19 protein-coding genes are annotated in these 22,108 nt (G+C 69.0%); 7 read left to right on the top strand and 12 right to left on the bottom strand.

The genetic code is table 11. The annotated features are described in order from the left end of the window. Positions 1 to 5: 5 nt before the first annotated feature. Both shc and FBX97_RS09575 read left to right on the top strand, forming a co-directional pair. The gene (gene shc, locus FBX97_RS09580; RefSeq protein ID WP_141830663.1) at positions 6 to 2,021 is read left to right on the top strand and encodes a squalene--hopene cyclase; all 2,016 of its coding nucleotides are present in this window, start codon (positions 6 to 8) and stop codon (positions 2,019 to 2,021) included. Positions 2,022 to 2,023: 2 nt separating this feature from the next. Then, entirely contained in the window at positions 2,024 to 2,827 is an 804-nt protein-coding gene (locus FBX97_RS09575; RefSeq protein ID WP_141830661.1) for a squalene--hopene cyclase, read from the top strand. Positions 2,828 to 2,870: 43 nt separating this feature from the next. On the opposite strand, the gene FBX97_RS09570 is transcribed toward FBX97_RS09575, so the two are convergent. Further along, on the bottom strand, positions 2,871 to 3,605 hold the full coding sequence (locus FBX97_RS09570) for a VacJ family lipoprotein (protein ID WP_255517379.1): 735 nt from the start codon (positions 3,603 to 3,605) through the stop codon (positions 2,871 to 2,873). Positions 3,606 to 3,642: 37 nt separating this feature from the next. Beyond that, positions 3,643 to 6,234, bottom strand: a complete 2,592-nt coding sequence (locus tag FBX97_RS09565) for an MMPL family transporter (protein ID WP_141830657.1) — start codon at positions 6,232 to 6,234, stop codon at positions 3,643 to 3,645. 68 nt (positions 6,235 to 6,302) lie between these two features. Here FBX97_RS09565 and FBX97_RS09560 point away from each other — a divergent pair, with 68 nt between their 5' ends. Further along, a complete protein-coding gene (locus FBX97_RS09560; RefSeq protein WP_141830655.1) occupies positions 6,303 to 6,914 on the top strand; it encodes a phospholipid-binding protein MlaC in 612 nt (203 codons plus the stop codon). Positions 6,915 to 7,458: 544 nt separating this feature from the next. On the opposite strand, the gene FBX97_RS09555 is transcribed toward FBX97_RS09560, so the two are convergent. From FBX97_RS09555 to ispH, 6 genes are read right to left on the bottom strand one after another with little or no spacing between them, the layout of a single operon-like run. Beyond that, a complete protein-coding gene (locus FBX97_RS09555) occupies positions 7,459 to 8,436 on the bottom strand; it encodes a lysylphosphatidylglycerol synthase domain-containing protein (protein WP_141830653.1) in 978 nt (325 codons plus the stop codon). Then, on the bottom strand, positions 8,433 to 9,320 hold the full coding sequence (hpnK, locus tag FBX97_RS09550; RefSeq protein WP_141830652.1) for a hopanoid biosynthesis-associated protein HpnK: 888 nt from the start codon (positions 9,318 to 9,320) through the stop codon (positions 8,433 to 8,435). The genes FBX97_RS09555 and hpnK overlap by 4 nt, the downstream gene beginning before the upstream one ends. A gap of 18 nt (positions 9,321 to 9,338) precedes the next feature. After that, the gene (gene hpnJ, locus FBX97_RS09545; protein ID WP_185748549.1) at positions 9,339 to 10,772 is read right to left on the bottom strand and encodes a hopanoid biosynthesis associated radical SAM protein HpnJ; all 1,434 of its coding nucleotides are present in this window, start codon (positions 10,770 to 10,772) and stop codon (positions 9,339 to 9,341) included. A gap of 22 nt (positions 10,773 to 10,794) precedes the next feature. Then, positions 10,795 to 11,943: a bacteriohopanetetrol glucosamine biosynthesis glycosyltransferase HpnI gene (hpnI, locus tag FBX97_RS09540; protein ID WP_141830650.1), complete on the bottom strand. Its 1,149-nt coding sequence runs from the start codon at positions 11,941 to 11,943 to the stop codon at positions 10,795 to 10,797. Positions 11,944 to 11,962: 19 nt separating this feature from the next. Continuing rightward, entirely contained in the window at positions 11,963 to 13,126 is a 1,164-nt protein-coding gene (hpnH, locus tag FBX97_RS09535) for an adenosyl-hopene transferase HpnH (RefSeq protein WP_141830648.1), read from the bottom strand. A 25-nt stretch (positions 13,127 to 13,151) separates the two neighbouring features. Then, positions 13,152 to 14,084, bottom strand: coding sequence for a 4-hydroxy-3-methylbut-2-enyl diphosphate reductase (gene ispH, locus FBX97_RS09530; RefSeq protein ID WP_141830646.1), 933 nt, complete (start codon positions 14,082 to 14,084; stop codon positions 13,152 to 13,154). A gap of 131 nt (positions 14,085 to 14,215) precedes the next feature. Here ispH and hpnA point away from each other — a divergent pair, with 131 nt between their 5' ends. Together hpnA and FBX97_RS09520 are read left to right on the top strand one after the other, a co-directional pair. Beyond that, positions 14,216 to 15,214, top strand: coding sequence for a hopanoid-associated sugar epimerase (hpnA, locus tag FBX97_RS09525; protein WP_141830644.1), 999 nt, complete (start codon positions 14,216 to 14,218; stop codon positions 15,212 to 15,214). A gap of 42 nt (positions 15,215 to 15,256) precedes the next feature. After that, entirely contained in the window at positions 15,257 to 16,390 is a 1,134-nt protein-coding gene (locus FBX97_RS09520) for an acyl-CoA dehydrogenase family protein (RefSeq protein ID WP_255517378.1), read from the top strand. A gap of 62 nt (positions 16,391 to 16,452) precedes the next feature. On the opposite strand, the gene FBX97_RS09515 is transcribed toward FBX97_RS09520, so the two are convergent. After that, positions 16,453 to 16,662, bottom strand: a complete 210-nt coding sequence (locus FBX97_RS09515) for a hypothetical protein (protein WP_141830642.1) — start codon at positions 16,660 to 16,662, stop codon at positions 16,453 to 16,455. Positions 16,663 to 16,710: 48 nt separating this feature from the next. Continuing rightward, a complete protein-coding gene (locus FBX97_RS09510; RefSeq protein WP_185748524.1) occupies positions 16,711 to 17,271 on the bottom strand; it encodes a septal ring lytic transglycosylase RlpA family protein in 561 nt (186 codons plus the stop codon). A 295-nt stretch (positions 17,272 to 17,566) separates the two neighbouring features. Between FBX97_RS09510 and FBX97_RS09505 the strand changes: the two genes are divergently transcribed. Beyond that, positions 17,567 to 18,343: a class I SAM-dependent methyltransferase gene (locus tag FBX97_RS09505; protein ID WP_141830638.1), complete on the top strand. Its 777-nt coding sequence runs from the start codon at positions 17,567 to 17,569 to the stop codon at positions 18,341 to 18,343. Positions 18,344 to 18,426: 83 nt separating this feature from the next. On the opposite strand, the gene FBX97_RS09500 is transcribed toward FBX97_RS09505, so the two are convergent. Together FBX97_RS09500 and FBX97_RS09495 are read right to left on the bottom strand one after the other, a co-directional pair. After that, complete coding sequence (locus tag FBX97_RS09500) at positions 18,427 to 19,530, bottom strand: S41 family peptidase (protein WP_141830636.1); 1,104 nt, start codon at positions 19,528 to 19,530, stop codon at positions 18,427 to 18,429. A 208-nt stretch (positions 19,531 to 19,738) separates the two neighbouring features. Continuing rightward, positions 19,739 to 20,755 (bottom strand): ferritin-like domain-containing protein, encoded by a 1,017-nt coding sequence (locus FBX97_RS09495; RefSeq protein WP_141830634.1) that lies wholly within the window; start codon positions 20,753 to 20,755, stop codon positions 19,739 to 19,741. 108 nt (positions 20,756 to 20,863) lie between these two features. Between FBX97_RS09495 and FBX97_RS09490 the strand changes: the two genes are divergently transcribed. Beyond that, positions 20,864 to 22,072: a TerD family protein gene (locus tag FBX97_RS09490; protein ID WP_141830632.1), complete on the top strand. Its 1,209-nt coding sequence runs from the start codon at positions 20,864 to 20,866 to the stop codon at positions 22,070 to 22,072. Positions 22,073 to 22,108 lie beyond the last annotated feature (36 nt).

Here is a 22,108-nt window from a genome sequence, read left to right as displayed (position 1 = left end):
CGGCCATGCGCGATACCCTGCACGCCGCCAGACGGACCAGCGGGCTTGCCCATGCACTGGCGCGCCCCCACGGCGGGGCGCTCGACGCCGCACTTGCCCGCGCGCTGGACGCGGTGCTGTCCGAGCAGCGCCCGGACGGCCACTGGGTGTACGAACTCGAGGCCGATGCCACCATCCCGGCCGAATACGTGCTGCTGGTGCACTACCTCGGCGAGACTGCCGACGCCGGTCTCGAAGCCAAGATCGGGCGCTACCTGCGGCGCCTGCAGGGCAGCCACGGCGGCTGGCCGCTGTTCCATGGCGGCGCCTACGACCCCAGCGCCAGCGTCAAGGCATACTTTGCCTTGAAGATGATCGGCGACGCGCCCGATGCGCCGCACATGGCGCGGGCGCGCGCCGCGATCCTGGCCCACGGCGGCGCCGAACGCAGCAACGTCTTTACGCGCCTGCTGCTGGCGCTGTACGGCGAGATCGGCTGGGACGCGGTGCCGGCAATGCCGGTCGAGATCGCGCTGCTGCCGGGCTGGTTCCCGTTTCACCTGTCGAAGGTGTCGTACTGGACCCGCACGGTGGTGGCGCCGCTGCTGGTGCTGGGCGCACTCAGGCCGCAGGCGCGCAACCCGCGCACGGTGCGCATCGCCGAGCTGTTCGCCGCGGACCCGGCGGCGCTCGGCCAGGCGCCGCGCGCGCCGCACCAGTCGCGCCTGTGGTTCGCCTTTTTCCGTGCGGTCGAGGCCCACGTGCGCACCCTCGAAACGCGCGTCCCGGCGCGCCTGCGGCGGCGCGCGATCGAACAGGCCGCCGCCTTCGTGCGTGCGCGCCTGAACGGCGAACATGGGCTGGGCGCGATCTTCCCGGCGATGGTCAACGCGGTGCAGATGCTGGACGCCCTCGGCGTGCGGCCCGACCAGCCCGAAAGCGCCGCCGCCCGCCGCGCCATCGACCGGCTGCTGGTCGACCGCGGCGACGAAGCCTATTGCCAGCCCTGCCTGTCGCCGGTCTGGGACACCGCGCTGATGAGCCACGCGCTGCTGGAAGCGGGCACCCCGGCCGCCATCGACGCCGCCGGCCGCGCGCTCGACTGGCTGCGCCCGCTGCAGATCCTCGACACGCGCGGCGACTGGGGCCTGCGCCGGCCCGGCCTGCGCCCCGGCGGCTGGGCCTTCCAATACGAGAACGCGCATTATCCGGACGTCGACGACACCGCCGTGGTGGCGATGGCGATGCACCGCGCCGACCGCCTGCGCGGCGAGCAGCGCTACCGGCCGCTGGTCGAGCGTGCCGGCGAATGGGTGCTCGGCATGCAGTGCCGGGGCGGCGGCTGGGGCGCCTTCGAGGCCGACAACACCCAGCGCTACCTGAACAACATCCCGTTCGCCGACCATGGTGCGCTGCTCGACCCGCCCACCGCCGACGTCTCGGCGCGCTGCCTGTCGATGCTGGCCCAGCTGCAGCCCGGCGCCTGCGCCCGGCCGCGCACGCCGGCGGCGCGTGCGCTGGCCTGGCTGCTGCGCCAGCAGGAAAAGGACGGCAGCTGGTACGGCCGCTGGGGCGTCAACTATATATACGGCACCTGGAGCGCCCTGTGCGCACTCGGTGCCGCCGGGCTGGGCACGGATGCCGCCCCGGTGACGCGCGCCGCCGGCTGGCTCGGCGCGATCCAGAACCTGGATGGCGGCTGGGGCGAGGACGGCAGTAGCTACAAGCTCGACTACCGCGGCTACGAACCGGCGCCGTCGACGCCGTCGCAGACCGCCTGGGCGCTGCTCGGCCTGATGGCGGCCGGCGCCGCCGACACGCCGGCCGTCCGGCGCGGCATCGGCTGGCTGCTGGCGCAGCAGGGGCGCGATGGCCTGTGGCGCGAACAGCACCATACGGCGACCGGCTTCGAGCGCGTGTTCTACCTGCGCTACCACGGCTACGCGCGCTATTTTCCGCTGTGGGCACTGGCGCGCTACCGCACGCTGCGCGGCCGCGGCGGCGCCGCCCGTCCGGGCGCCGGGGCCGGCGTCGGGATGTGACGATGGCCGCGCGCGAACCCTTGCCGGTGCTGGCGGCCTGCGGACTGGCGTTCGAGGCGGCGCTGGCCGCCGGTCCCGGCGTGGTGGCCGTGTGCGGGCCGGGGCCGGGGCGGCTGACGGCGCGGCTCGATGCGCTGCTCGATGCGCGGCCCGATCCACTGCATGCCGAGAGGATGAACGAAGGCTTGCATGCGCGCGTGGCGGTTCCATCTGCGGCCGAGGTGGTTGCTCACGTGGGTGGCGCGACCGAACACAGGCCGACGCGCGCCGAACCCGCCTGGGCCGGCATCCTCAGCTTCGGCTGCGCCGGGGCCCTCGACCCCGAGCTCGCACCCGGCACCTGCATACTGGCTACCGGCATACAGACGGCAGGCGGTTTCCTGTGCGCCGACGCCGCCTGGCTGCGCAGCCTGGCACGCTGCCTGCCACGAGCCGTCCACGGCGAACTGGCCGGGCTCGACGCGCCCTTGACGAGCGCGCGCGACAAGGCGGTCCTGTGGCGCGCCAGCGGCGCCTGCGCCGTCGACATGGAATCGCACGCCGCTGCCCGCATCGCCCGGCGCCACGGCTTGCCGTTTGCCGCCTGCCGGGTGGTGCTCGACCCGGCCTGGCGCGGTGTGCCGCCGAGTGCGCTGGCCGGGATGGCGGCAGACGGTGGCACCAGGCCCGCGCCGCTGCTGCGCGCGCTGGCCGCGGCGCCGGGCGAGCTGGGGCCGCTGTGCTTGCTTGCCTGGGACGCCTTGCGTGCGCGGCGGGCGCTGGGCCAGGTGCGCGCGCGGCTTGGCGCGCGGCTTGCGGCACCCTGAGTAGGCCGCAGTGTCCGCCAGGCAGCGCCCGTCCCGCAGGTAGTTACTTGTTCTGCGCCGGCGGCTGGTTGCCAGCCTTGCTTTCGCTCTCGTAATCCGGCAGTGCTTGCTCCTTGCCCTCGTCGACCTGCGCCTGGCGCCGCCCCAGGTAACCGTCGCGCACGAACAGGTAGCGGTCCAGCGCCGCCTGCTCCAGCAGGTTGGTCGCGTTCAGGTAGCGCGCCCGCGTACTGACGAAGTTGGCGCCCCACATCGTATTGCGCCAGGCAGGGTCCATGTAGGTGACCGGGGCGGCGTACTGGTCGACACCGAAGCCGACGCCGTCGCGGAAGCTGCTCGGTCCGAACAGCGGCAGCACCAGGTAGGGGCCGCTGGGCACGCCGTAGTGGCCGAGCGTCAGGCCGAAGTCCTGGTCGCGCTTGACCAGGCCGGCCGGGGTGGCGACGTCCAGCACCCCGAGCAGGCCGAAGCTGGTGTTGACGGCGATGCGCATCATGTCGTTCATGCCGTCGCGGAAGCGCAGCTGCAGGAAGTCGTTGGCCATCACGACCACGTCGCCCAGGTTCGAGAAGACGTTCTCGACGCCGATGCGCACAGGGCGCGGCACCACGCGGATGTAGCCGCGTGCGACCGGCTGCGCGATGTTGCGGTCGAGGACGTCGTTGAAGCGGAAGGTGGCGCGGTTGAGCGGCTCGAGCGGATCGGCCGGATTGCGCTGCGGTCCGCTGGCGCAGCCGCACAGCTGCGCCAGCAGGATGGCGGACACGGTGGTTCGCACGGTGCTTCTTGGTAGCATTCGCATGGCGGTTCCCGATTCAGGAGGAGGAAGGGGTCGAGCGCGGCCTGCCCAGCAGGACCGGCTGGAAGAACACGGCGCCGATCAGCGTGCAGACCAGCGACAGTACAAGCAGCTTGCCCATGCTGGCGGTTCCCGGGTGGTTGGACAGCCACAGGCTGCCGAAGGCGGTGCCGGTGGTGGCCGCGCTGAGGACGATCGCCTGGGTCAGCGGATGCGCCAGCTGCGCCTGGCGGCCGCTGCGCCAGGCCATGATGTAATAGATCTTGAAGGCGACGCCGACCCCGAGCAGCAGCGGCAGCGCGATGATGTTGGCGAAGTTCAGGCGGATGCCGAGCAGGACGCAGGCTTCCAGCGTGGCCAGGCTGGACACCAGCAGCGGCACCATGGTCAGCAGCACGTCGCCGACGCGGCGGAAGGCGATCCACAGCAGCAGCGCGATCGTCGCCACGGCCAGCAGCGCCGCTTTCACGAAGGCGTCGATGACCAGGTCGGCGGCGTGGCGTACCGAGATCGGGCCGCCGCCCGCGTCCGGCGCGGCTGCCTGCACCGCGCGCGCAAACGCCCCCAGCGGCGCTTGGCCGCCGGGCCCGCGCTTCGGGCTGACGTCGACCAGGGCGCGGCCGTCGGGCGCAATCCAGTTGCGGCGCAGATCGGCTGGCAGGGTGTCCACCGTCACCGGCTGCGCCTGCAGCGCCAGCACCAGCGCCGCCAGCGCCAGCCGCAGCGGCGCCGCCAGCGCCTGTTCGGCGCGCGTGCGGGTGGCCGCATCCGCACGCGCCAGCGCGGCCAGGTCCTGGCCCAGGCGCCGGGCCGAGGCGGCCCCTGCGCCGGGGTGATCGAGCACGGCATTGCGCAGCGCCTGCGCCGCCGCCCGCAGCGCCGCCACGCGCTGGAGGTCGGTCGCCGGTGCCAGCGGGGCCTGCTCCAGCACCGGCAGCAGGCTGCGCGCCGCCGCGCCGATCGCCGCCAGCTTGGCCGGCTGGTCGTCGGGCACCAGGCTGGTCGCGGTGAGCGCGTGCGCCACCTCGGGCAGGCGTTCCAGGCGCGCCGCCACCGCCTGCGCCTGGGCCAGCGACGGGGCCAGCACCTGCACGTTGTCGAGGCCGATATCGGTGCTGCGCGCGAGCGCGGCCAGCGTCGCCATCGATTCGCTTTCCGGATTCTTCAGGTGCAGCGGATCGAAGTCGAACTCGAGGTGCCACAGCAGCGGCAGGCCAGCCGCCACGATGCCCAGCGTGGCTACCAGTACCGGCGTGCGGTGCGCCTGCAGCGCGCGGTCGAGCGGCGCCAGGCGCGGATAGCCGGGCGCGCCGCGGCTGCGTGCCGGGTCCAGCACGCGGATGAGTGCGGGCAGCACGGTCAGGCAGGCCGGCAGCGCCACGAACAGGATGCCGACCCCGGCAATCTGCCCCAGTTCGGCCACGCCGCGGTAGGCAGTGGGCAGAAAGGCGAGGAAGCCGAAGGCAGTGGCGGTGGCGGCCAGGCTCAAGGGCAGCGCGATCGAGCGGCCGGCCGCCAGCAGCGCCTGGCGCGCGCTGGCGCGATGGCGCCGGTATTCGCGGAAGCGCATGCCGAACTGGATGCCGAAGTAGACGCCGAGGCCGACGAACAGGATCGCGAACGCCACCGAGATCAGGTTGAGCGCGCCCACCATCATCAGCCCGAGCGCGGCCGTCAGCGCCAGCCCGCCGAGCATGGTGATGCATACCGCCAGCACCAGCGCGCCCGAGCGCAGCGCGCGCCACAGCAGCACCAGCACCACGGCCACCGGAATCGCGCCGGTGAGCGGCGAGCCTTCCTGCAGCGAAGCGAATTCGTCGTCCGACAGCGGAATCGGACCGGTCAGGGCGACGGTCGCGCCGTAGCGCTCGCGCAGCCGCAGCTCGGCGGCGGCAGCGCGGATCGCGTCGCTCGACGGCGCGCCCGGCAGCAATTCGCTGAAGTCGAGCACCGGACGCACCTCGACCAGTGCCGGTGCCGCCGGCAAGTCCGGATCGGCAACCGCCTGCCACGACAGCGCGGCCGGGCGCCCGGCCAGCACCGCTTCGACGGTGCCGGCGCTCTTATCGAGCAGCGGCGTCATGCCGGCCAGTGTGATCTGGCCGGTCTGGAGCGGCGTCAGCAGGGTCACCGACAGCAGGTTGGCCAGGCCGCGTAGTGACGGATCGCGCGCCAGTGCATTCAGCAGGGGGCGCGCATCCTGCAGGCGGCCGGTCAGGTCGCGCACTTCCGCCGAGGACAGGTAGAGCAAGCCATGGCGGCGGAAGAAATCGTCGCCGCTGCCGAGGCTGACCGCACGGAACAGGCGTGGCTGCTGCCTCAGCCGCGCCGCCAGCACGCGCGCGGCTTCGGCCGCCAGTTCCTGCGCCGGCGCGCTTACCACGGCCAGCGTGGTGTCGCTGCGGTTCGGAAACGCCGCCGTGACGGCTGCATCGCGCTGCGCCCAGGCCGCATTCGCATCCATCAATTGCGTGACGTCGGTGGTGATGGCGAAATGGCGCACCACATAATAAACAGACAGCACGACCAGCAGCGCGAATACGCCGGTCACCGCCCACGCGTGGCGGGAGGAGGCATGGATGATCCTGGCGATCAGGGCAGTCAGCATGCGATGTTAGACAGGCGCGGAACGCCTGCGACTGCACGCGGTCTCATGATGCATATCGGAGAATCCGCATGAAGCCGACGATCCTGCTGCCCCTGACATTGACGCTGCTGGCAGCGCCGTGTGCCCACGCCCAGCAGGCGGCCGCACCCGCCCAGGTGATCAAGACGACCATCGACGGGGTGATGGACGCCGTCCATGCCGAGCCGGCCGCCGCGGCCGGCGACCCGGACCGCACCTACGAGATCGTCCGCCAGCGCTTCCTGCCGGCGACCGACTTCATGCTGACTACCCAGTACGCGGCCGGACCGGCCTGGGCCCAGGCCACGCCGGCCCAGCGCGAGGCCCTGTTCAAGGAATTCCAGACCCTGCTGGCACGCACCTATGCGCTGCAGCTGACCCAGATCCAGGGCCAGGACACTCGTTTTACCTATGGCCCGCCGCCGCGCCTGGCCGCCGGCGCCAGCGACGCCGTCGTCAAGACCACGGTGCGCACCGGCGGCGACACGATGGCGATCGACTACCGCCTGCGCCGCACCGGCGCCGGCTGGAAGATCTACGATATCAACATGATGGGGGCCTGGATGATCCAGGTGTACCGCCAGCAGTTTGCGGCGCAGCTGGCCAAGGGCGGGGTCGATGGGCTGATCAGGTACCTGGCGGCGCATAATGCGCAGCCGTGACGGGCGCATGCAATCGGCAGTGGGCCGGGAATGACAAGACCCTAGTCTCTGACGATACGGGCGTCACGGACTCTGCCCGCCGGATCGAAGTCCAGCCTCAGCCACTCACTATCGATACTGATGTACCCGCGCTCCGGGCCAAGCCAGTAAACCATGCCCGCATCCCGAAAATAGTCGGTGGATGCCGGTGGGCCAAGCATCGTCTCGACTTCGGGCCGTGACTTGCCCAGTAGGACCCCCGATTCGAGCAAGCCATCTGCCATACGAAGACGTGGCGGGTTGTCGGATTTGGTGTCCATTCGGAGCCACACGGACCGGTCGAACTCGGTAGGGCCAACCATGACATGCCAATAGACACCGACCGCTAATGCGATCAGGGCAGTTGCCGCTGCCGTGATTGTCACGACTTTACTTGTCTTCATAGCATTGGTACCCAGCCGATCTGCAGTGTCCGCGTCCGCCGGTTGTGGACGTTTGCAACGGCTCAGTGTATGTCCTTGTTGCGTTAATGGCAAGAACAGGTTTTGTCAGCCGCTCAGCAACGCTAGCTACGATGGCGGCGCGCCTCGACCCACTGCCACGACAGCAGCGCCGGCACCCCCAGCGCCAGCTCGCGCATGCGCTTGACCAGCGCCAGCGACAGCGCGACCTCGCCGCCGACCCCGGCCAGGCGGCCGAACAGCAGCACCGCGGCTTCCTGTACGCCGAGGCCGGCCGGCACCAGGAAGCTGGCGTGGCGCGTGGCCTGGGTCAGCGCTTCGATTGCGAGCGCCGCCGGCACGCTGACCGGATGCCCGAGCAGCGCCAGCGCGTACCAGGTCTCGAAGGTGCCGAGCAGGTAGGACAGCAGCATCAGGCCGCCCGCGCGCGCCAGCCGGCTGTGTTCCCCGAACAGCTGCTCCATGCAGGCATCCAGCCGGACGCCGTCCAGGTGCAGGGCCAGCCGGTTCTGCGGTCCGAGCAGGCGCAGCGCCCAGTGCTCCAGGCGCGCGAACGGCGCGCCGTGGTGCAGCAGCCACCAGGCCAGCAGCGGCAGCGGCAGCGACAGCAGCAGGGCGGCGCCGACGATCCAGACCTGGCCCAGGCCGGCGGCCAGGTGCGCCATCATCACCACGCCCAGGCCGCAGAACAGGTAGATCACGACGATCGTTAGCAGCACTTCGACGATGACGCTGGCCGCGAGCGCGGTCGTGTCCGGGATGCGCAGGCGCGCCAGGCGCACCCCGACCACCTCGCCGCCGACCCCGGCTACCGGCAGCAGGCGGTTGACCGCTTCGCGCACGGTGCCGACCCACAACAGGAACAGGGGACTGGCGGCGCGCCGCGGATCGAAGGGATCGAGCAGCAGGCGCCAGGCGCGCGTGTCGAGCGACAGCGTCAGCAGGCGCGCCGGCAGCACCAGCAGCAGCGGCCAGCCGGCGTGAAAGAAGGCGGCCAGGATCGCCGGCCAGCCCTGGGCCACGATCAGCGCCGTCAGCAGCGCCAGGCCGCCGATCAAGCCCAGCCAGGCCAGGCGCTTCATCGGCTGCTTGGCGCTAATGATGTGGCTGGCGCCGTCGGCGGCTTCGGCGCTGCCAGGTCGCCGAAGCCGCCGAAGCGGAAGCCCTGCGCGCGCAGGCAGTCGCAGGCCCATGCCACCCGCGGCGACACCAGCGCCGCGAATTCGTCGGCATGGCGGTAGCCGCGCATCGACGGTGCGATGGCGGCGCCGGATTCCAGCGCCGGGTGGACGTACAGCTCGCCGATGCCGCTGCGCGGCAGGCCGTGCAGCGCCTGCAGCAGGGCGGCGGTGTCGAAGCGGCCCGACCGGCGCATGCCGACCAGGTAGTCGTTGTGGGCGATGCCGGCGGCCGCCAACCGGGCTCGCTGCAGGGCCAGCCATGGGCGCAGCCAGAGCGGCAAGCCGGCCTCGCGCGGCAGCCGTACCGCGCGCAGGCCGAAGCTGCGCCCGATGTCGACGATCAGCCCCAGCACCGTCGGGTGCAGGTGAAAGTGCTTGTGGGCGTTGACGTGGTCGAGCACGAGGCCGGTGGCGGCAAAGGCCTCGAACTGGGCGCGGATTTCGTCGGCCAGCTGGCGCCGCACCCGCGGCAGGCAGAAAAAGCGCGTGCCCTCGCGCGCCATGGCCGCCCCGGTCTGGGCGCCGAAGCGTCCATCGCCATCCACCAGGTCCGGGATCGCAGCGGGCGGCAGCACTGGCCGCCCGTCGGCCAGCACCAGGTGCAGGCCCACGCGCAGGCGCGGGCAGGCGCGCGCCCGCGCGACCGCATCGGCTGCGGCGGGGGCGCCGACCATCAGGCTGGCCGCCGCCAGCACGCCGTCGCGGTGCGCCAGTTCGACCGCGCGGTTGACGCTCCGGTGCAGGCCGAAATCGTCGGCGGTGATGATCAGGCCCGGTCCGCGCATGGGGGCGCCTCCGCCGCGTCAGGAGTGCGAGGCGCCGTGGGCGCGCAGGAAGCGGAAGAACTCGACGCCTTCGCGCAGGCGCCGCCGCGTCATGTCCCAGCTGTGCAGCATCTCGCTGACGATTTCCCAGATTTTACTGGGGCGGAAGTAGAAGCTGCGGTAGAAGGCTTCCACGCCATGGTAGATTTCCTCGCGCGACAGGTGCGGATAGCTGAGCGCCGCCAGCTGCACGCCGCTGTCGTTGACCAGGTGGATGGTCTTGCCGTCCGGGATCCAGCCGTTTTCCACGGCCTGCGCATGCAAGTGGGTGCCTGGGTAGGGGGCGGCCAGCGACACCTGGATCGTGTGCGGATTGATTTCCTTTGCGAATTCGATCGATTTGGCGATGGTCTCATGGGTCTCGCCGGGCAGGCCGAGGATGAAGGTGCCGTGCACCGTGATGCCGAGCGCATGGCAATCGTCGGCGAAGCGGCGCGCGATGTCGGTGCGCAGGCCCTTCTTGATGTTCAGCAGGATCTGGTCGTCGCCGGACTCGTAGCCGACCAGCAGCAGGCGCAGGCCGTTTTCCTTCATGATTTTCAATGTGGCGTAGGGCACGTTGGCCTTGGCGTTGCACGACCAGGTCATGCCGAGTGCGCCGAGACCGCGCGCGATTTCTTCGGCGCGCGGGCGCAAGTCGGTAAACGTGTCGTCGTCGAACATGATTTCCTTCACTTCGGGCATGTTCTCCTTGATCCAGCGCACTTCGGCCAGCACGTTGGCGGCCGAGCGCGTGCGGTAGCGGTGTCCGCCCACCGTCTGCGGCCACAGGCAGAAGGTGCAGCGCGAGCGGCAGCCGCGGCCGGTGTACAGCGAGACGTACGGATAATTCAGGTAGCCGATGAAGTAATTGCGGATGTTCAGGTCGCGCTTGTAGACCGGGGCCACGAAGGGCAGCGCATCCATGTCTTCGATAATGGGGCGCGGCGGGTTGTGCCGAATGTGGCCACCGCGGTCGCGGAAGCTGATGCCGGCGATGTCCGCCAGCGCCAGGCCCTGGGCGACGTCGAGGCAGGTGTAATCGAATTCCTCGCGCGCGACGAAATCGATGGCGCGGCTGGCCTGCAGCGCACTGTCGGGATCGACTGCAACCCGGGCGCCGACCATCCCGGCCAGCGCAGCCGGGTCGCGCTGCTTGAGCAATTCCACGAAGCGCACGTCGCCGGGAAACGAGGGCGTGCTGGTGTGGATGATGACCAGGTCGTAAGAGGCGGCGATGTCGAGTGCCTGTTCGACCGTCATGCCTTCGGCGGAGGCGTCGAGCAGGCGGCTGCCGGGGACCAGCGCCGCCGGCTGGGCCAGCCAGGTCGGATACCAGAACGAGCGGATCTCGCGCTTGGCCTGGTAGCGTGCGCCGGCGCCGCCGTCGAAGCCGTCGAAGGAAGGCGCTTGCAGGAACAGGGTCTTCAGCATCTTGCTTGTCATGGTGTGGGCCTCATGATGGCTTGCCCGGCGCGTGCAGCGGCAGCACGTGGCGGCGCCAGCGGGTGGTGCGGCCGGCAAAGGCGCTCAGCCACTCCAGCAGGAGCAGGCAGTCACGCAGCGGTGCATGGACGGCATGTCCGGGCGCGGGAATGCCCGGCGCCGGCCGCCGCCAGTACAGCGCCAGGCGTGCCGCGCTGCCGGCCAGCGCCAGCGTCCAGTTCCAGGCGCTCGGCGCCAGCCACAGGCCGAGCGCGAGCACGGGCAGGGTAAAGGTGATGAAGGAAAAGGTGTAGCCGACCGGGTGCAGCGAACGGATCGTCTGCATCCAGCGCCGCTCGCGCGCCCACAGGGCCGGCAGCGTGTCTTCGGTCACGTCGGTGCAGACCCAGACGTCGGACAGCACCGTGCGCAAGCCCAGGCGCCGGCTCAGCGCGCCCAGCCAGTAATCGTCGGCCAGGCGGTCCTGCAGCGCCGCAAAGCCGCCGATCGCGTGCAGGGTGTCGGCACGCAGGGCAATGGTGGCGCCGAAGCCGAAGGCGCTGCCGCCGCCGCTGCTGGCGACCCGCACCGAGGGCGCGAACCAGGCGTCGATGAAGAGGGCGCCGATGCGCGTCCAGAAGCTGCCTTGCGCGCGCCCGTGGTAGAGGCAGGTGACGATGCCGACGCCGGCATCGTGCAGCGGCGCCGTCACCCGCTCCAGGTAATCGGGGCCGACTTCGATGTCGCTGTCGGCCAGCACCAGCCACGGGTGCCGCGCCACGCCCATCATGTTGGCCAGGTTGCCGACCTTGCGGTTGCAGCCGCGCGGGCGCGCCGCGTCGCCCGGCCCGATCACCAGCTGCATGTCGATCCACGGAAAGCGCCGCATCAGGCGGTGGACGGTGGCGATGGCCGGGTCGCCAGGGTCGTGCACGCCGAACACCAGCTGGTACTGCGGGTGGGTCTGGAAACAAAGCGTGGCGAGATTGTGTTCGAGGCGCGGCTCCGGGCCGCACAGCGGCTTGAGCACGGTCACCGCGACCGGCGCCGGCTGGCGGCCGTGGCGTGGCGGCGTGAAGGTGCGTCCGCGGCACAGCAGGGCGGCGAACGCGTACAGCGTGGCCAGCAGCGTCAACAGCGTGCCGGCGATGGCGAGGGCGTTCGGGAAGATGGCAGGCATCGGTGCACTCCGCTGGCGGTCAGCGCTGCGGCGCGCGCCGCGATCCGCCGCCCGCGCCGCCGGCTGCGTTGCGCCCGCGGATCTCGTCCAGCTTGATCGCGACATGGCGCGCATGTACGTATTCGGCCGGACGCTGGCCGGCCAGCGGGATATCCGGCGCCATCGGCCCCTGCGTGCGCACGCCTTGCAGCGCGACCCGCGCCGCCGCCAAGGGCCGGGCCATGGTGTCGAGCACGGCGCTGGCTTCGTAGCCGCTGTGAACCATGCAGTTGGCGCACTTTTCGTAGCGTCCGGTGCCGTAGGCATCCCAGTCGGTGTCCTCCATCAGTTCGCGGAAGGTGGCGGCATAGCCTTCGCCCAGCAAGTAGCAGGGGCGCTGCCAGCCGAACACGGTGCGCGCCGGGTTGCCCCAGGGCGTGCAGCGGTAGGTCTGGTTGCCGGCCAAGAAGTCGAGGAACAGGCTGGACTGGCTGAAGGCCCAGCGCCGGCCGCCTTCGCCGCGCGCGAAGATGTCGCGGAACAGCTTGCGGGTGGCCTCGCGCGCCAGGAAGTGCTGTTGCTCGGGGGCGCGCTCGTAGGCGTAGCCGGGCGAGACGGTGATGCCGTCCACGCCCATGGCGCGCAGCGTGTCGAAGAAGGCGGCCACCCGCTCCGGTACCGCATCGTTGAACAGCGTGCAATTGATATTGACCCTGAATCCGGCATCCTTGGCGCGCCGGATCGCCGCGGCCGCGCGCCGGTACACGCCCGGCTGGCATACCGAGCGGTCGTGCATGGTTTCGTCGCCGTCCAGGTGCACCGACCACACGAAGAAGCGGCTGGGGCGGTACTGGTCGAGCTTCTTCTCCATCAACAGCGCGTTGGTGCACAGGTAGACGAACTTGCGGCGCGCGACGATGCCCGCGACGATGGCCGGCATGTCCCGGTGCAGCAGCGGCTCGCCGCCGGCGATCGACACCACCGGCGCGCCGCACTCGTCGACCGCGCCCAGGCAATCGTCGAGGGACAGGCGCTGGTCGAGGATCTCGTCGGGATAATCGATCTTGCCGCAGCCGGCGCAGGCCAGGTTGCAGCGGAACAGCGGCTCCAGCATCAGTGCCAGCGGATAGCGTTTTTCGCCGGCGAGATGCTTGCGCAGCACGTAGGCGCCGACCATCGCTTTCTGCAGGAAAGGGATCGCCATGGCAGTTCTCCCGTATGTGTCACCCTCAGGCGGCGCGCCCGGCCAGTTCGGGCGGCAGCTTGAAGTCGACGTGTTCCTCGAGCCCGTCCATGGCCGACACCTCGACCGGGCCCAGCGCACGCAGCGCAGCGATCACATGCTCGACCATCGCCTCGGGCGCCGACGCGCCGGCCGTGATCCCGACCGTGGCCGCGCCGGCGACCCAGGCCGGATCGAGTTCGCTGCCGTCGGCCAGCAGGTGGCTGGGAATGCCGCTCTCGCTGCCGATCTCGCGCAACCGGTTCGAGTTCGAGCTGTTGGCGGCGCCGACGACCAGCAGCACGTCCACCTGGCGGCACAGCTCGCGCACCGCGCGCTGGCGGTTCTGGGTGGCGTAGCAGATGTCGCGCACGTCGGGGCCGACCAGGTCCGGGAAGCGCCGCTGCAGCGCGGCGATGACCGCCCGGGTATCGTCGACGCTGAGCGTGGTCTGGGTAATATAGGCCACCGGGGTCGTGGCCGGCAGGTCGAGCGCGTCGACGTCGGCCTCGTCCTGCACCAGCAGCACGCGGCCGTCGATCTGGCCCATCGTGCCTTCGACTTCGGGATGGCCGGCATGGCCGATCAGGATCACGACGCGGCCGGCGGCAGCGTACTGGCGCCCCTGGATGTGCACCTTGGCCACCAGCGGGCAGGTCGCGTTCAGCACGCGCAGGTCGCGCGCCCGCGCATCGGCCTCGACCGCGCGCGCCACACCGTGCGCACTGAAGATCGTGACCGCCTGCGGCGGCACTTCGGCGAGCGCCTCGACGAACACGGCGCCCCTGGCGCGCAGGCCGCCGACCACGGCCTTGTTATGGACAATTTCGTGTCGTACATAGACCGGCGCACCGTAGCGCTCGAGCGCGCGGTCGACGATCTCGATGGCACGGACGACGCCGGCGCAAAAGCCGCGCGGCTGGGCGAGGATGACGTGCATGGCGGCCTTCGGGTTGACGAAACCTGTTTGATTACGCACACGCGCAGAGGTTCGCCGCAGTGCACGTATCCGGCCGCGCGTCTAGAATGCGCGCAAGTGACAACGTTGCCCACGCGGGCCGGAGGCGCGCCATGAGGGAGGACCTGATGCTGATCACGGGGGCGGCCGGTTTCATCGGTTCCGCGGTGGCGCGGGCGGCGCTGCATGCCGGCTATCCGGTACGCTTGCTGGTGCGCGCGACCAGTCCGCGCCGCAATTTGGCCGGACTCGATGCCGAGATTGCCGAGGGCGACATGCGCGACCGCGCCGCCGTCGGCCGCGCCCTGGCCGGCGTGCGCTGGCTGCTGCACGTGGCCGCCGACTACCGGCTGTGGGCGCGCGACCCCGACCAGATCGCCCGCAACAACATCGAAGGTACGGAGACGGTGATGGGGGCAGCGCTGGCGGCCGGGGTCGAGCGCGTGGTGTATACCAGCAGCGTGGCGACCCTGCGCGTCGACCCGGCGACCGCATCATCGGACGAAGAGGCGCCGCTGGCCGTGCACGAGGCGATCGGCGTCTACAAGCGCAGCAAGGTCGAGGCCGAACGCCTGGTCGAGCGCATGGTCGCGTTCCAGGGGCTGCCGGCAGTGATCGTCAACCCGTCGACGCCGGTCGGGGCGCGCGACGTCAGGCCGACCCCGACCGGACGCATCATCGTCGAGGCGGCGCGCGGGCGGATGCCGGCCTATGTCGAGACCGGGCTGAACCTGGTCGACGTCGAAGACGTGGCGCAGGGGCACCTGCTGGCGCTGGAGCGCGGGCAGGTCGGCGAACGCTACATCCTGGGCGGTGAGAACCTGATGCTGCGCGAGCTGCTGGGCGAGATCGCCGAACTCAGCGGGCGCCGCGGGCCGCGGGTGCGGCTCCCGGTAACGCCCCTGGTGCCGCTGGCGCACGCGGCCGAGGCGCTGGCCAGGCTGCGCGGCAAGGAGCCTTTCCTCACCGTGGATGGGCTGGCGATGTCGCGCAACCGGATGTTCTTTTCCTCGGACAAGGCGCGGCGGGAACTGGGGTACCGGCCGGGACCATACAGGGCAGGGGTGGCGTCCGCCCTGGACTGGTTCGGACGCGAGGGTTACCTGAACTAAGGCGCCCGGCGTTTGCAGACCGGATTCCTCGATGTATGGAACTTGCTTTCGATTAGGATGAGCGCTTCCGGCCCAGGCCGCATGACGATGGAAGCGATGACGATGTTGGACGACATACTCACCTTGTGGCTGGAGGAGCGCGCCGAAGCCCTTGACGCCGATGCCGCGCTGGCTGGCGCACTGGTACCGCGCCTTGCCCTGGCCCAGATCTTCAAGACCGGCGTTCCGGCGAGCGCAGGCGGCAGCGGCGACAAGCCGAGCGCCGCGATCGGCGTCGTCGCCGACCTGGCCCGCTACTCGATGAGCGCGGCCTTCGTGTTCTGGGCGCAGCGCGCGCTCATCGAATGCGTGCTCGCCAGCCCGAACCGCGCACTGGTGCAGCGGCTGTTGCCATCTTTGCTGGCCGGTGAGCTGGCCGGCGCGCCCGGACTCTCGAATGCCATGAAATTCCTGGGTGGCCTCGGCCAGCTGCAGACCCGTTTTACGTCTGACGCCCATGGCTTTACCTTGGATGGCAGGGTGTCCTGGGCCACCAACCTGCAGCGGCAGGGTTTCGTCCTTGCGCTGGCCGCCGGCAACCAGGAAGGCACCGACACGTCCGTGTTCGCGGTGCCGTCCGATGCGGACGGACTGACGCGCGAACCCGACCTCGACCTGACCGGATTGCGCGGCACCAGCACCGCGGTGCTGCGCCTGGCCGGCGTCCGGCTCGGTGAGGACTGGCAGCTTCATCCTCAGGCAAAGGCATTCCTGCCGGGCATCCGGCCGATGTTCGTGGGGATGCAGTGCGGACTGGGCCTCGGGCTGGCGCGCGCGAGTTTGCGCGCGGCCCGCGCGGCGCTCGACGATGGCCGCTCGGTGCTCCTTGGCGAACTCGAGGCACTCGAGGCGCAGGTCCGGGACTTGTGGGAAGCATTGTCGACCGGGGTCGACAGCGGACGGTTGCGTGAACGGCCGCCCGAACTGCTCGGCCTGCGCATGCGCATGGTAGAGATCGCGACCGATGCCGTCCAGCTCGAGCTGCAGGCGCTTGGCGGACGGGCCTACCTGCGCGGCGAGAATGGCGGCTTTGCCCGCCGCTGGTGCGAGGCCGCGTTTCTTCCGGTCGTGACGCCGACGCTGGCGCAGTTGAAGGCGGAATTCGCGCGCGCACAGGTAACCGGCACGGTGGGCTGACCGGCCGTTGGTGTCGCGCCTCGAAGTTGACGCTCATCGCTCGCTGTTGGAGCAACAGCGAGCTACGGATGCCGAAGCGGCGCCGGTAGATCGTCGCAATGCATCAGCATTGCATACTTGCCTTCGATTTTCCCAATCAATGAAATTGGAACAGAGGTGTCGCCGCTATCGATCGAGATGCGAACTTCAAGGTCCTGATTTTCAAAGGCTTGAAGCTCTTCGATGAGCTGCCTGACGGTTTTACCCCGTCGAGTCCATTCCGATGAAGACATGCCGATTCCAGAAAAATTCAGTTTTACCCTAAGGGACTCAGGGCTCGTTCAGGGCAGGATGACGTCGATCTCGACCAGCGCGCTGCCTTTCGCCGCATAGCCGAGCTTGGCTGCAGCCACGTACGATAGATCGATGATCCTGTCAGAGAGGAACGGACCGCGGTCGTTCACGCGAACGACGATCGTCCGGCCGTTCTCGACGTTGGTCACCCTGACATACGAGGGGATGGGCAGGATCGGATGCGCGGCCGTGAGCTTCATCACGTCGTAGAGCTCACCACTCGAGGTCGGCAATCCCTGGTAACGGGTGCCGTACCAGCTTGCCACGCCACGCGCATGGTAGGGCGCCAACTTGTTCATCGGCCGGTAGCTATTACCCATGGCAACATAAGGCTTGAGCGTACCGGAGACAAACCGCTCTGTCCTGGGTACCGGCTCCTTGACCGCATCGATCTGCGCCTGCGTGATACCTTTTGGCGGACCATCGTTGCGGTAATAGCGCCCGCCGCCTTTGGTTGGCTGAACTTTTGTTGTCGAGCAGGCTGCAAGAGACAGCGCCAGCGCAGCCACCAGCCATGATCTTGAACAGATAGGTAAAATGCTTTTCATCGTTGCTTTCCACATGTTTCATCGCGCCCGGCGCTTTGCAGACTTGTCACGGTTACGGGTGACTTGCCTACACATTCATTGGCAAGCTCTGCAAGACTCAAGGCCGAGTTTGAGGATCATACATGTGGAACGGCAGAACAGGAAAATCGTTCGGGCACGGTCTTGCACCAGCAGAGCGGCGGATCGACACGCTGCAGACCGTCGGTTCGGCATATGTTGTTAAAGTAAAATCACTCCAATTCACGGCAAGCCTGCCGGCGTCATTGCAGGCAACGACTTCTTACGGAAACCGATCATGCACCGCACCCGCTCGCGCAACTGCCGCACCTCCCGCACTCACCGCACGCTAGCCATCCTGCTGGCCTGCCTGTCGGCACTGGCATTGCCGTCATCCGCTGATACCGGTGTCGCGGCGCAGGCAGCGGCTGCCGATACGCGCTATGAACGCGTCGTACCCAGCCGGGACGGCATCGGCAAGCGCTACATGGGCCGCGAGATCGCCGGCGTGATGGGATGGGAGGGCGCGCAATGGCTCGAGCGCGACAGCCGCGCACGCGAAGAGCGGCCGGAACTGCTTCTGCGGGCACTGGCGCTGGCGCCCGGCATGACGGTGGCCGACATCGGTGCCGGCACCGGCTACTACGCCTGGCAGCTGGCGAAACAGGTCGGACCCGGCGGACGTGTGTATGCAGTTGACGTGCAGCCGGAAATGATCAGCATGCTCGACAGCCAGATGGCAAAGCGCGGCGTGCGCAACGTGGTCTCGGTGCTGGGCAGCGAAACCAGCGTCAAACTGCCGGTGGCCAGTGTCGACTTGGCAATCATGGTCGATGTCTATCACGAGCTCGCGTATCCAGCAGAGGTCCTCGACAGCATCGTCCGCGCCCTGAAGCCGGGCGGGCGCGTCGTCTTCGTCGAATATCGGGCCGAGGATCCGGCCGTCGCGATCAAGCCGCTGCACAAGATGAGCGAGACGCAGGTGCGCCGTGAAGCCACGGCGCATGGCCTGCAATGGGAACGCAGCATCGAATCGCTGCCGATCCAGCATGCGATCGTGTTTCGCAAACCCTGAGCGCCGGTTCTCTTGCTTTGGGCGTTGCTGACGATGCGGACGCTCGAGACACGCGGCAGGTGACGACGGCGTGTGCCATCGAATCAACTGCACGAGATGCTGCTGGTAGCGCCAGCGCCAAGCTGTGCAATGCGCTCATGCAGGCGGCGTCGCTCGTCCGGATCGTTCTCTGATGCTGCCATCCTCGTCAAAATGGCCACCTGTGCGGTTTTCGAAGCATCACGGGCACAGACGCTGACATCGGGCATCACGCCAACGCCTTCCCAATTTGTTCCGGTCACCGGGCTGATCGTGCGGCCCAGGGGCAAGAAGAGGGAAAAGTTTGGTGATAGCCGCTTGTCGTCGCCCTGGTTGGCGCCGCCTCCAGTGGTTTCGCCCACGACTGTCGCACGTTTGAGGTTCTTGAGCGCGTAGGTGAAATCTTCGGCTGCCGAAAACGTATCCTTGCTTGTCAGGATATAGAGCGGCTTTGTACCGCCATAGCGCAAGCCAGGGACGACGTCTGCAGTCCACCGCTGTTCGGTGCGGTTGCCCTCGCGGAAATAGAAGTCGTTCAACTGGGTGCGCTTGTCGAACAGATAGCTGGCCAGCAGAATCACGGCGGCAGCGTCGCCTCCACCGTTATTGCGCAGGTCAATGATGAGCGCGTTGGTATGGGCGACTAGCGTCATGGCAGCGGCCAGGGTGTCGGCTGCGTCGGTGGCGCGCGCAAAACCACGAAGTTCCAGGTACCCAATGTTGAACGGCAGGCGTTCGACCCGCTCCACACCAAAATTGTTCGACTTCATCGTAGCGAGGTAGCCCGCCACTTCCTCCGGCGATCGCTCGTCATGGGACTTCCTGTCCTCGATCATTTCCTTGCTGTAGGTCACCCGCAGGTGCCGGTCCCTGGTGACAGCTTGCAGTTCATCGGTCAGGACTTCGGACAGTCGCTGTGGACTTGACATGGTGTCGTAAGCGCCGCGCTTTTGCTGCTGACGCAACGACGTTTCGACCTTCTTAGCCATGTCGGGAAAGGCGTAGCTGCTGTTGACTTCCTTGATCAGCTGGTCGATCAACTGCTGGCGGCTCGCGGCCGTCATTTGCATGCCACTTTGCTCCGGAAAGCTGGCTGATTGGGCAAAAGCCGGTGAACAAGCGAGGACTGAGACGATAGCGGCGATACCTGGAACTCGCAAAATGTTCATTTCTTTTCCTGAATCCCCAACAGTTTATAAATGTTTGACCGGAAATCCTGTCATTCTTTCAAGGTGGAGATGGATTGCTCGTTTTCAATACAGGCGGCACGGGGCAGGAGCGCGGCTGGGCGTCGATCTGCACTGCTCGGTCGATCATCGCTTCCACGAGGAAGCCGCCGGGCCTCGGCTCGGCGATGTGCATGACACCCGTACCGCATCAAGCTGCCCTGAATCCCGCAAGCCGCATCAGGCGCAATGCGCAACGCACCAGCCGCGGCATCGTCTGCGGCCGCAACAAGCGCTCGTCGTAGCCGGCAAAGCGCCGCTCGTTCTCGGCCAGGCACAAGGCCAGCAGTGCCCGCAGGTCGATCCCATCGCCGGACACCGACTGCGCGCCGTTCAAGGCGAAATTATTGTCCTGCGCGGTCGACGCCGGCCCGGCATCGACCGCCCGCGCCAGCCCGATGCGCTCCCACGCGAGGAAGGCCCACACCCGCGCCACCTTGCACTCGAAGCGCAGGCGCCGCCAGGGTGACAGCCGCGCCCGGTGCCAGCCGGCCCAGTTGGCAAACAGCAGGATGTGCCGGCACTCTTCCTGCATCACCGGTTCGAAGGTGTCGACCAGCGCCTGGGGAAACAGGCCCGAGCGGCGCGCCAGCTCGAACAGGCCGAAGGCGAAGAAGCTGTCGATGCATTCGCTGTAGCCGGTGACCAGGTAAGCCCATTCCGGATCGGCCGGCATGGCGGGCGGCGGCTCGGGCGCCAGTGCGATGCCGTAGGCGGCCACCATGCGCGCCAGCACTTCCTTGTGGCGGTGCTCTTCCCAGGCGTTCAGGGCCAGCGCGTCGCGCATGTCGGGGTCCGGCAGGGTCGCGGCGTAGGCCGCCATGCGCAGGCGCGCCTTGCCTTCGGTCTGGACGGCGATGTCCCAGATCGGCAGCGACACGATGCGCTCGCGCGCGTCCGGCGCCAGCACCGGCCAGTCGAGGACGGCCGGGCGGTAGGGGTTGAAGGTGTCGCGGAACATCCGGCAGCTGGCTTCACGGTGGGCGTCGGAGCCGGGCACGAGCGGGCCAGGGATAGGGCTGCGCCAGCGCCGCATGGCGGCGTCCGCAGCGGCGACGGCTGCCGGATCGGCGGCCGCCCCGCCATGTGCCGCGGCCGGGCGCGGCGGTGGCCGGAAGCCGGGAACCAGCCGCTCCACGTCGAATGTGTCCAGGGTCTGGCGTTCCATGCGTCCTCCGCCGGCTATGCGATCTGCATGCCGCGATCATAAGCCGGTACCCGTCCGCGCGGCACACCGTATATCATGTTCAGCACGATTTTTGACACGGTAATGACTATGCATGCATTGACACGCGGCCAGAAAGCCGGACTCGCTGACCTTGGCCTCGGCAATCGCTTCGAGATCGCCATCGAGGTACAGACGACAAGCGGCAGCGCCGATATCTCGTGCTTCGGCCTGGACGCGGACGGCCGCCTGTCCGACGACCGCTACATGGTGTTCTACAACCAATTGTCGAGTCCCGGCGGGGCGATCGCACTGCGCCTGCAGCAGGGGCGGGCATCGTTCCAGGTCGACCTCGCTGCACTGCCGCCATCGATCGCGAAGCTGGTGTTCACGGCCGCACTCGACGGGCCGGGCACGATGCGCGACGTCGGCCAGGCGGTGCTGCGCCTCGGCGACGGCGCGCAGTTCGCGCTGGGCGGCGCCGACTTCGCGTCCGAGAAGGCCGTGATCCTGGGCGAATTGTATCGGCGCGATGGCGCCTGGCGCTTCGGCGCGGTCGGCCAGGGCTTCGATGGCGGCATGGCGGCGCTGCTGAAGCACTTCGGCGGCGAGGAAGCGCCGGCTGCAGCGGCCCGGCCCACGCCCACGCCGACGTCCGCGCCCACATCCGCACCGGCGCAGAACAGGCCGGTCTCGCTGTCGAAGATCACGCTGGAAAAGCGCGGCGACAAGGTGTCGCTCGAGAAGCGCCGCGGCGCCGGGTTCGGACGCATCCACGTCAACCTGAACTGGAACCAGCAGGCGCCCGGCGCGCCGCGCGGATTCCTCGCCAGACTGCGCGGCGCCGCGGGAGGGGCAGGCGGTACCGACCTCGACCTCGGCTGCCTGTACGAACTGGCCGACGGCAGCGCCGGCGTGGTCCAGGCCCTGGGGGAGCGTTTCGGCAGTTTCGAGCAGCGCCCCTGGATCAGCCTCGATGGCGACGACCGCACCGGCGCGGTGAGCGGCGGCGAGAACCTGCACGTGAACGGCGACCATTTCGACCAGATCCGGCGCGTGCTGGTGTTCGCCTTCATCTACCAGGGCGTCGCCAACTGGAACCAGACCGATGGCGTGGTCACGATCACGCTGCCGGACCAGCCGGTGATCGAGGTCCGGCTGGATAATGGCACGTCGCAGCGCATGTGCGCGATCGCCATGATCGAGAACACCGCCGGCGGACTGCAGGTGACCAAGCTGGCCGAGTACGTGGCCGAGCATCGTGCGCTCGACCAGAAATACGGCTTCGGCTTGCGCTGGAAGGCCGGATCGAAGGAGTGATCGCTCAGCCGCCTGAGTATTTCGGCGGGCGGCTTC

It is taken from the genome of Herbaspirillum sp. SJZ107 (assembly GCF_006715485.1).
In the GTDB taxonomy this organism is placed as follows: Bacteria; Pseudomonadota; Gammaproteobacteria; order Burkholderiales; family Burkholderiaceae_D; genus Telluria.
This window is presented reverse-complemented; position numbering and strand designations above follow the sequence as displayed.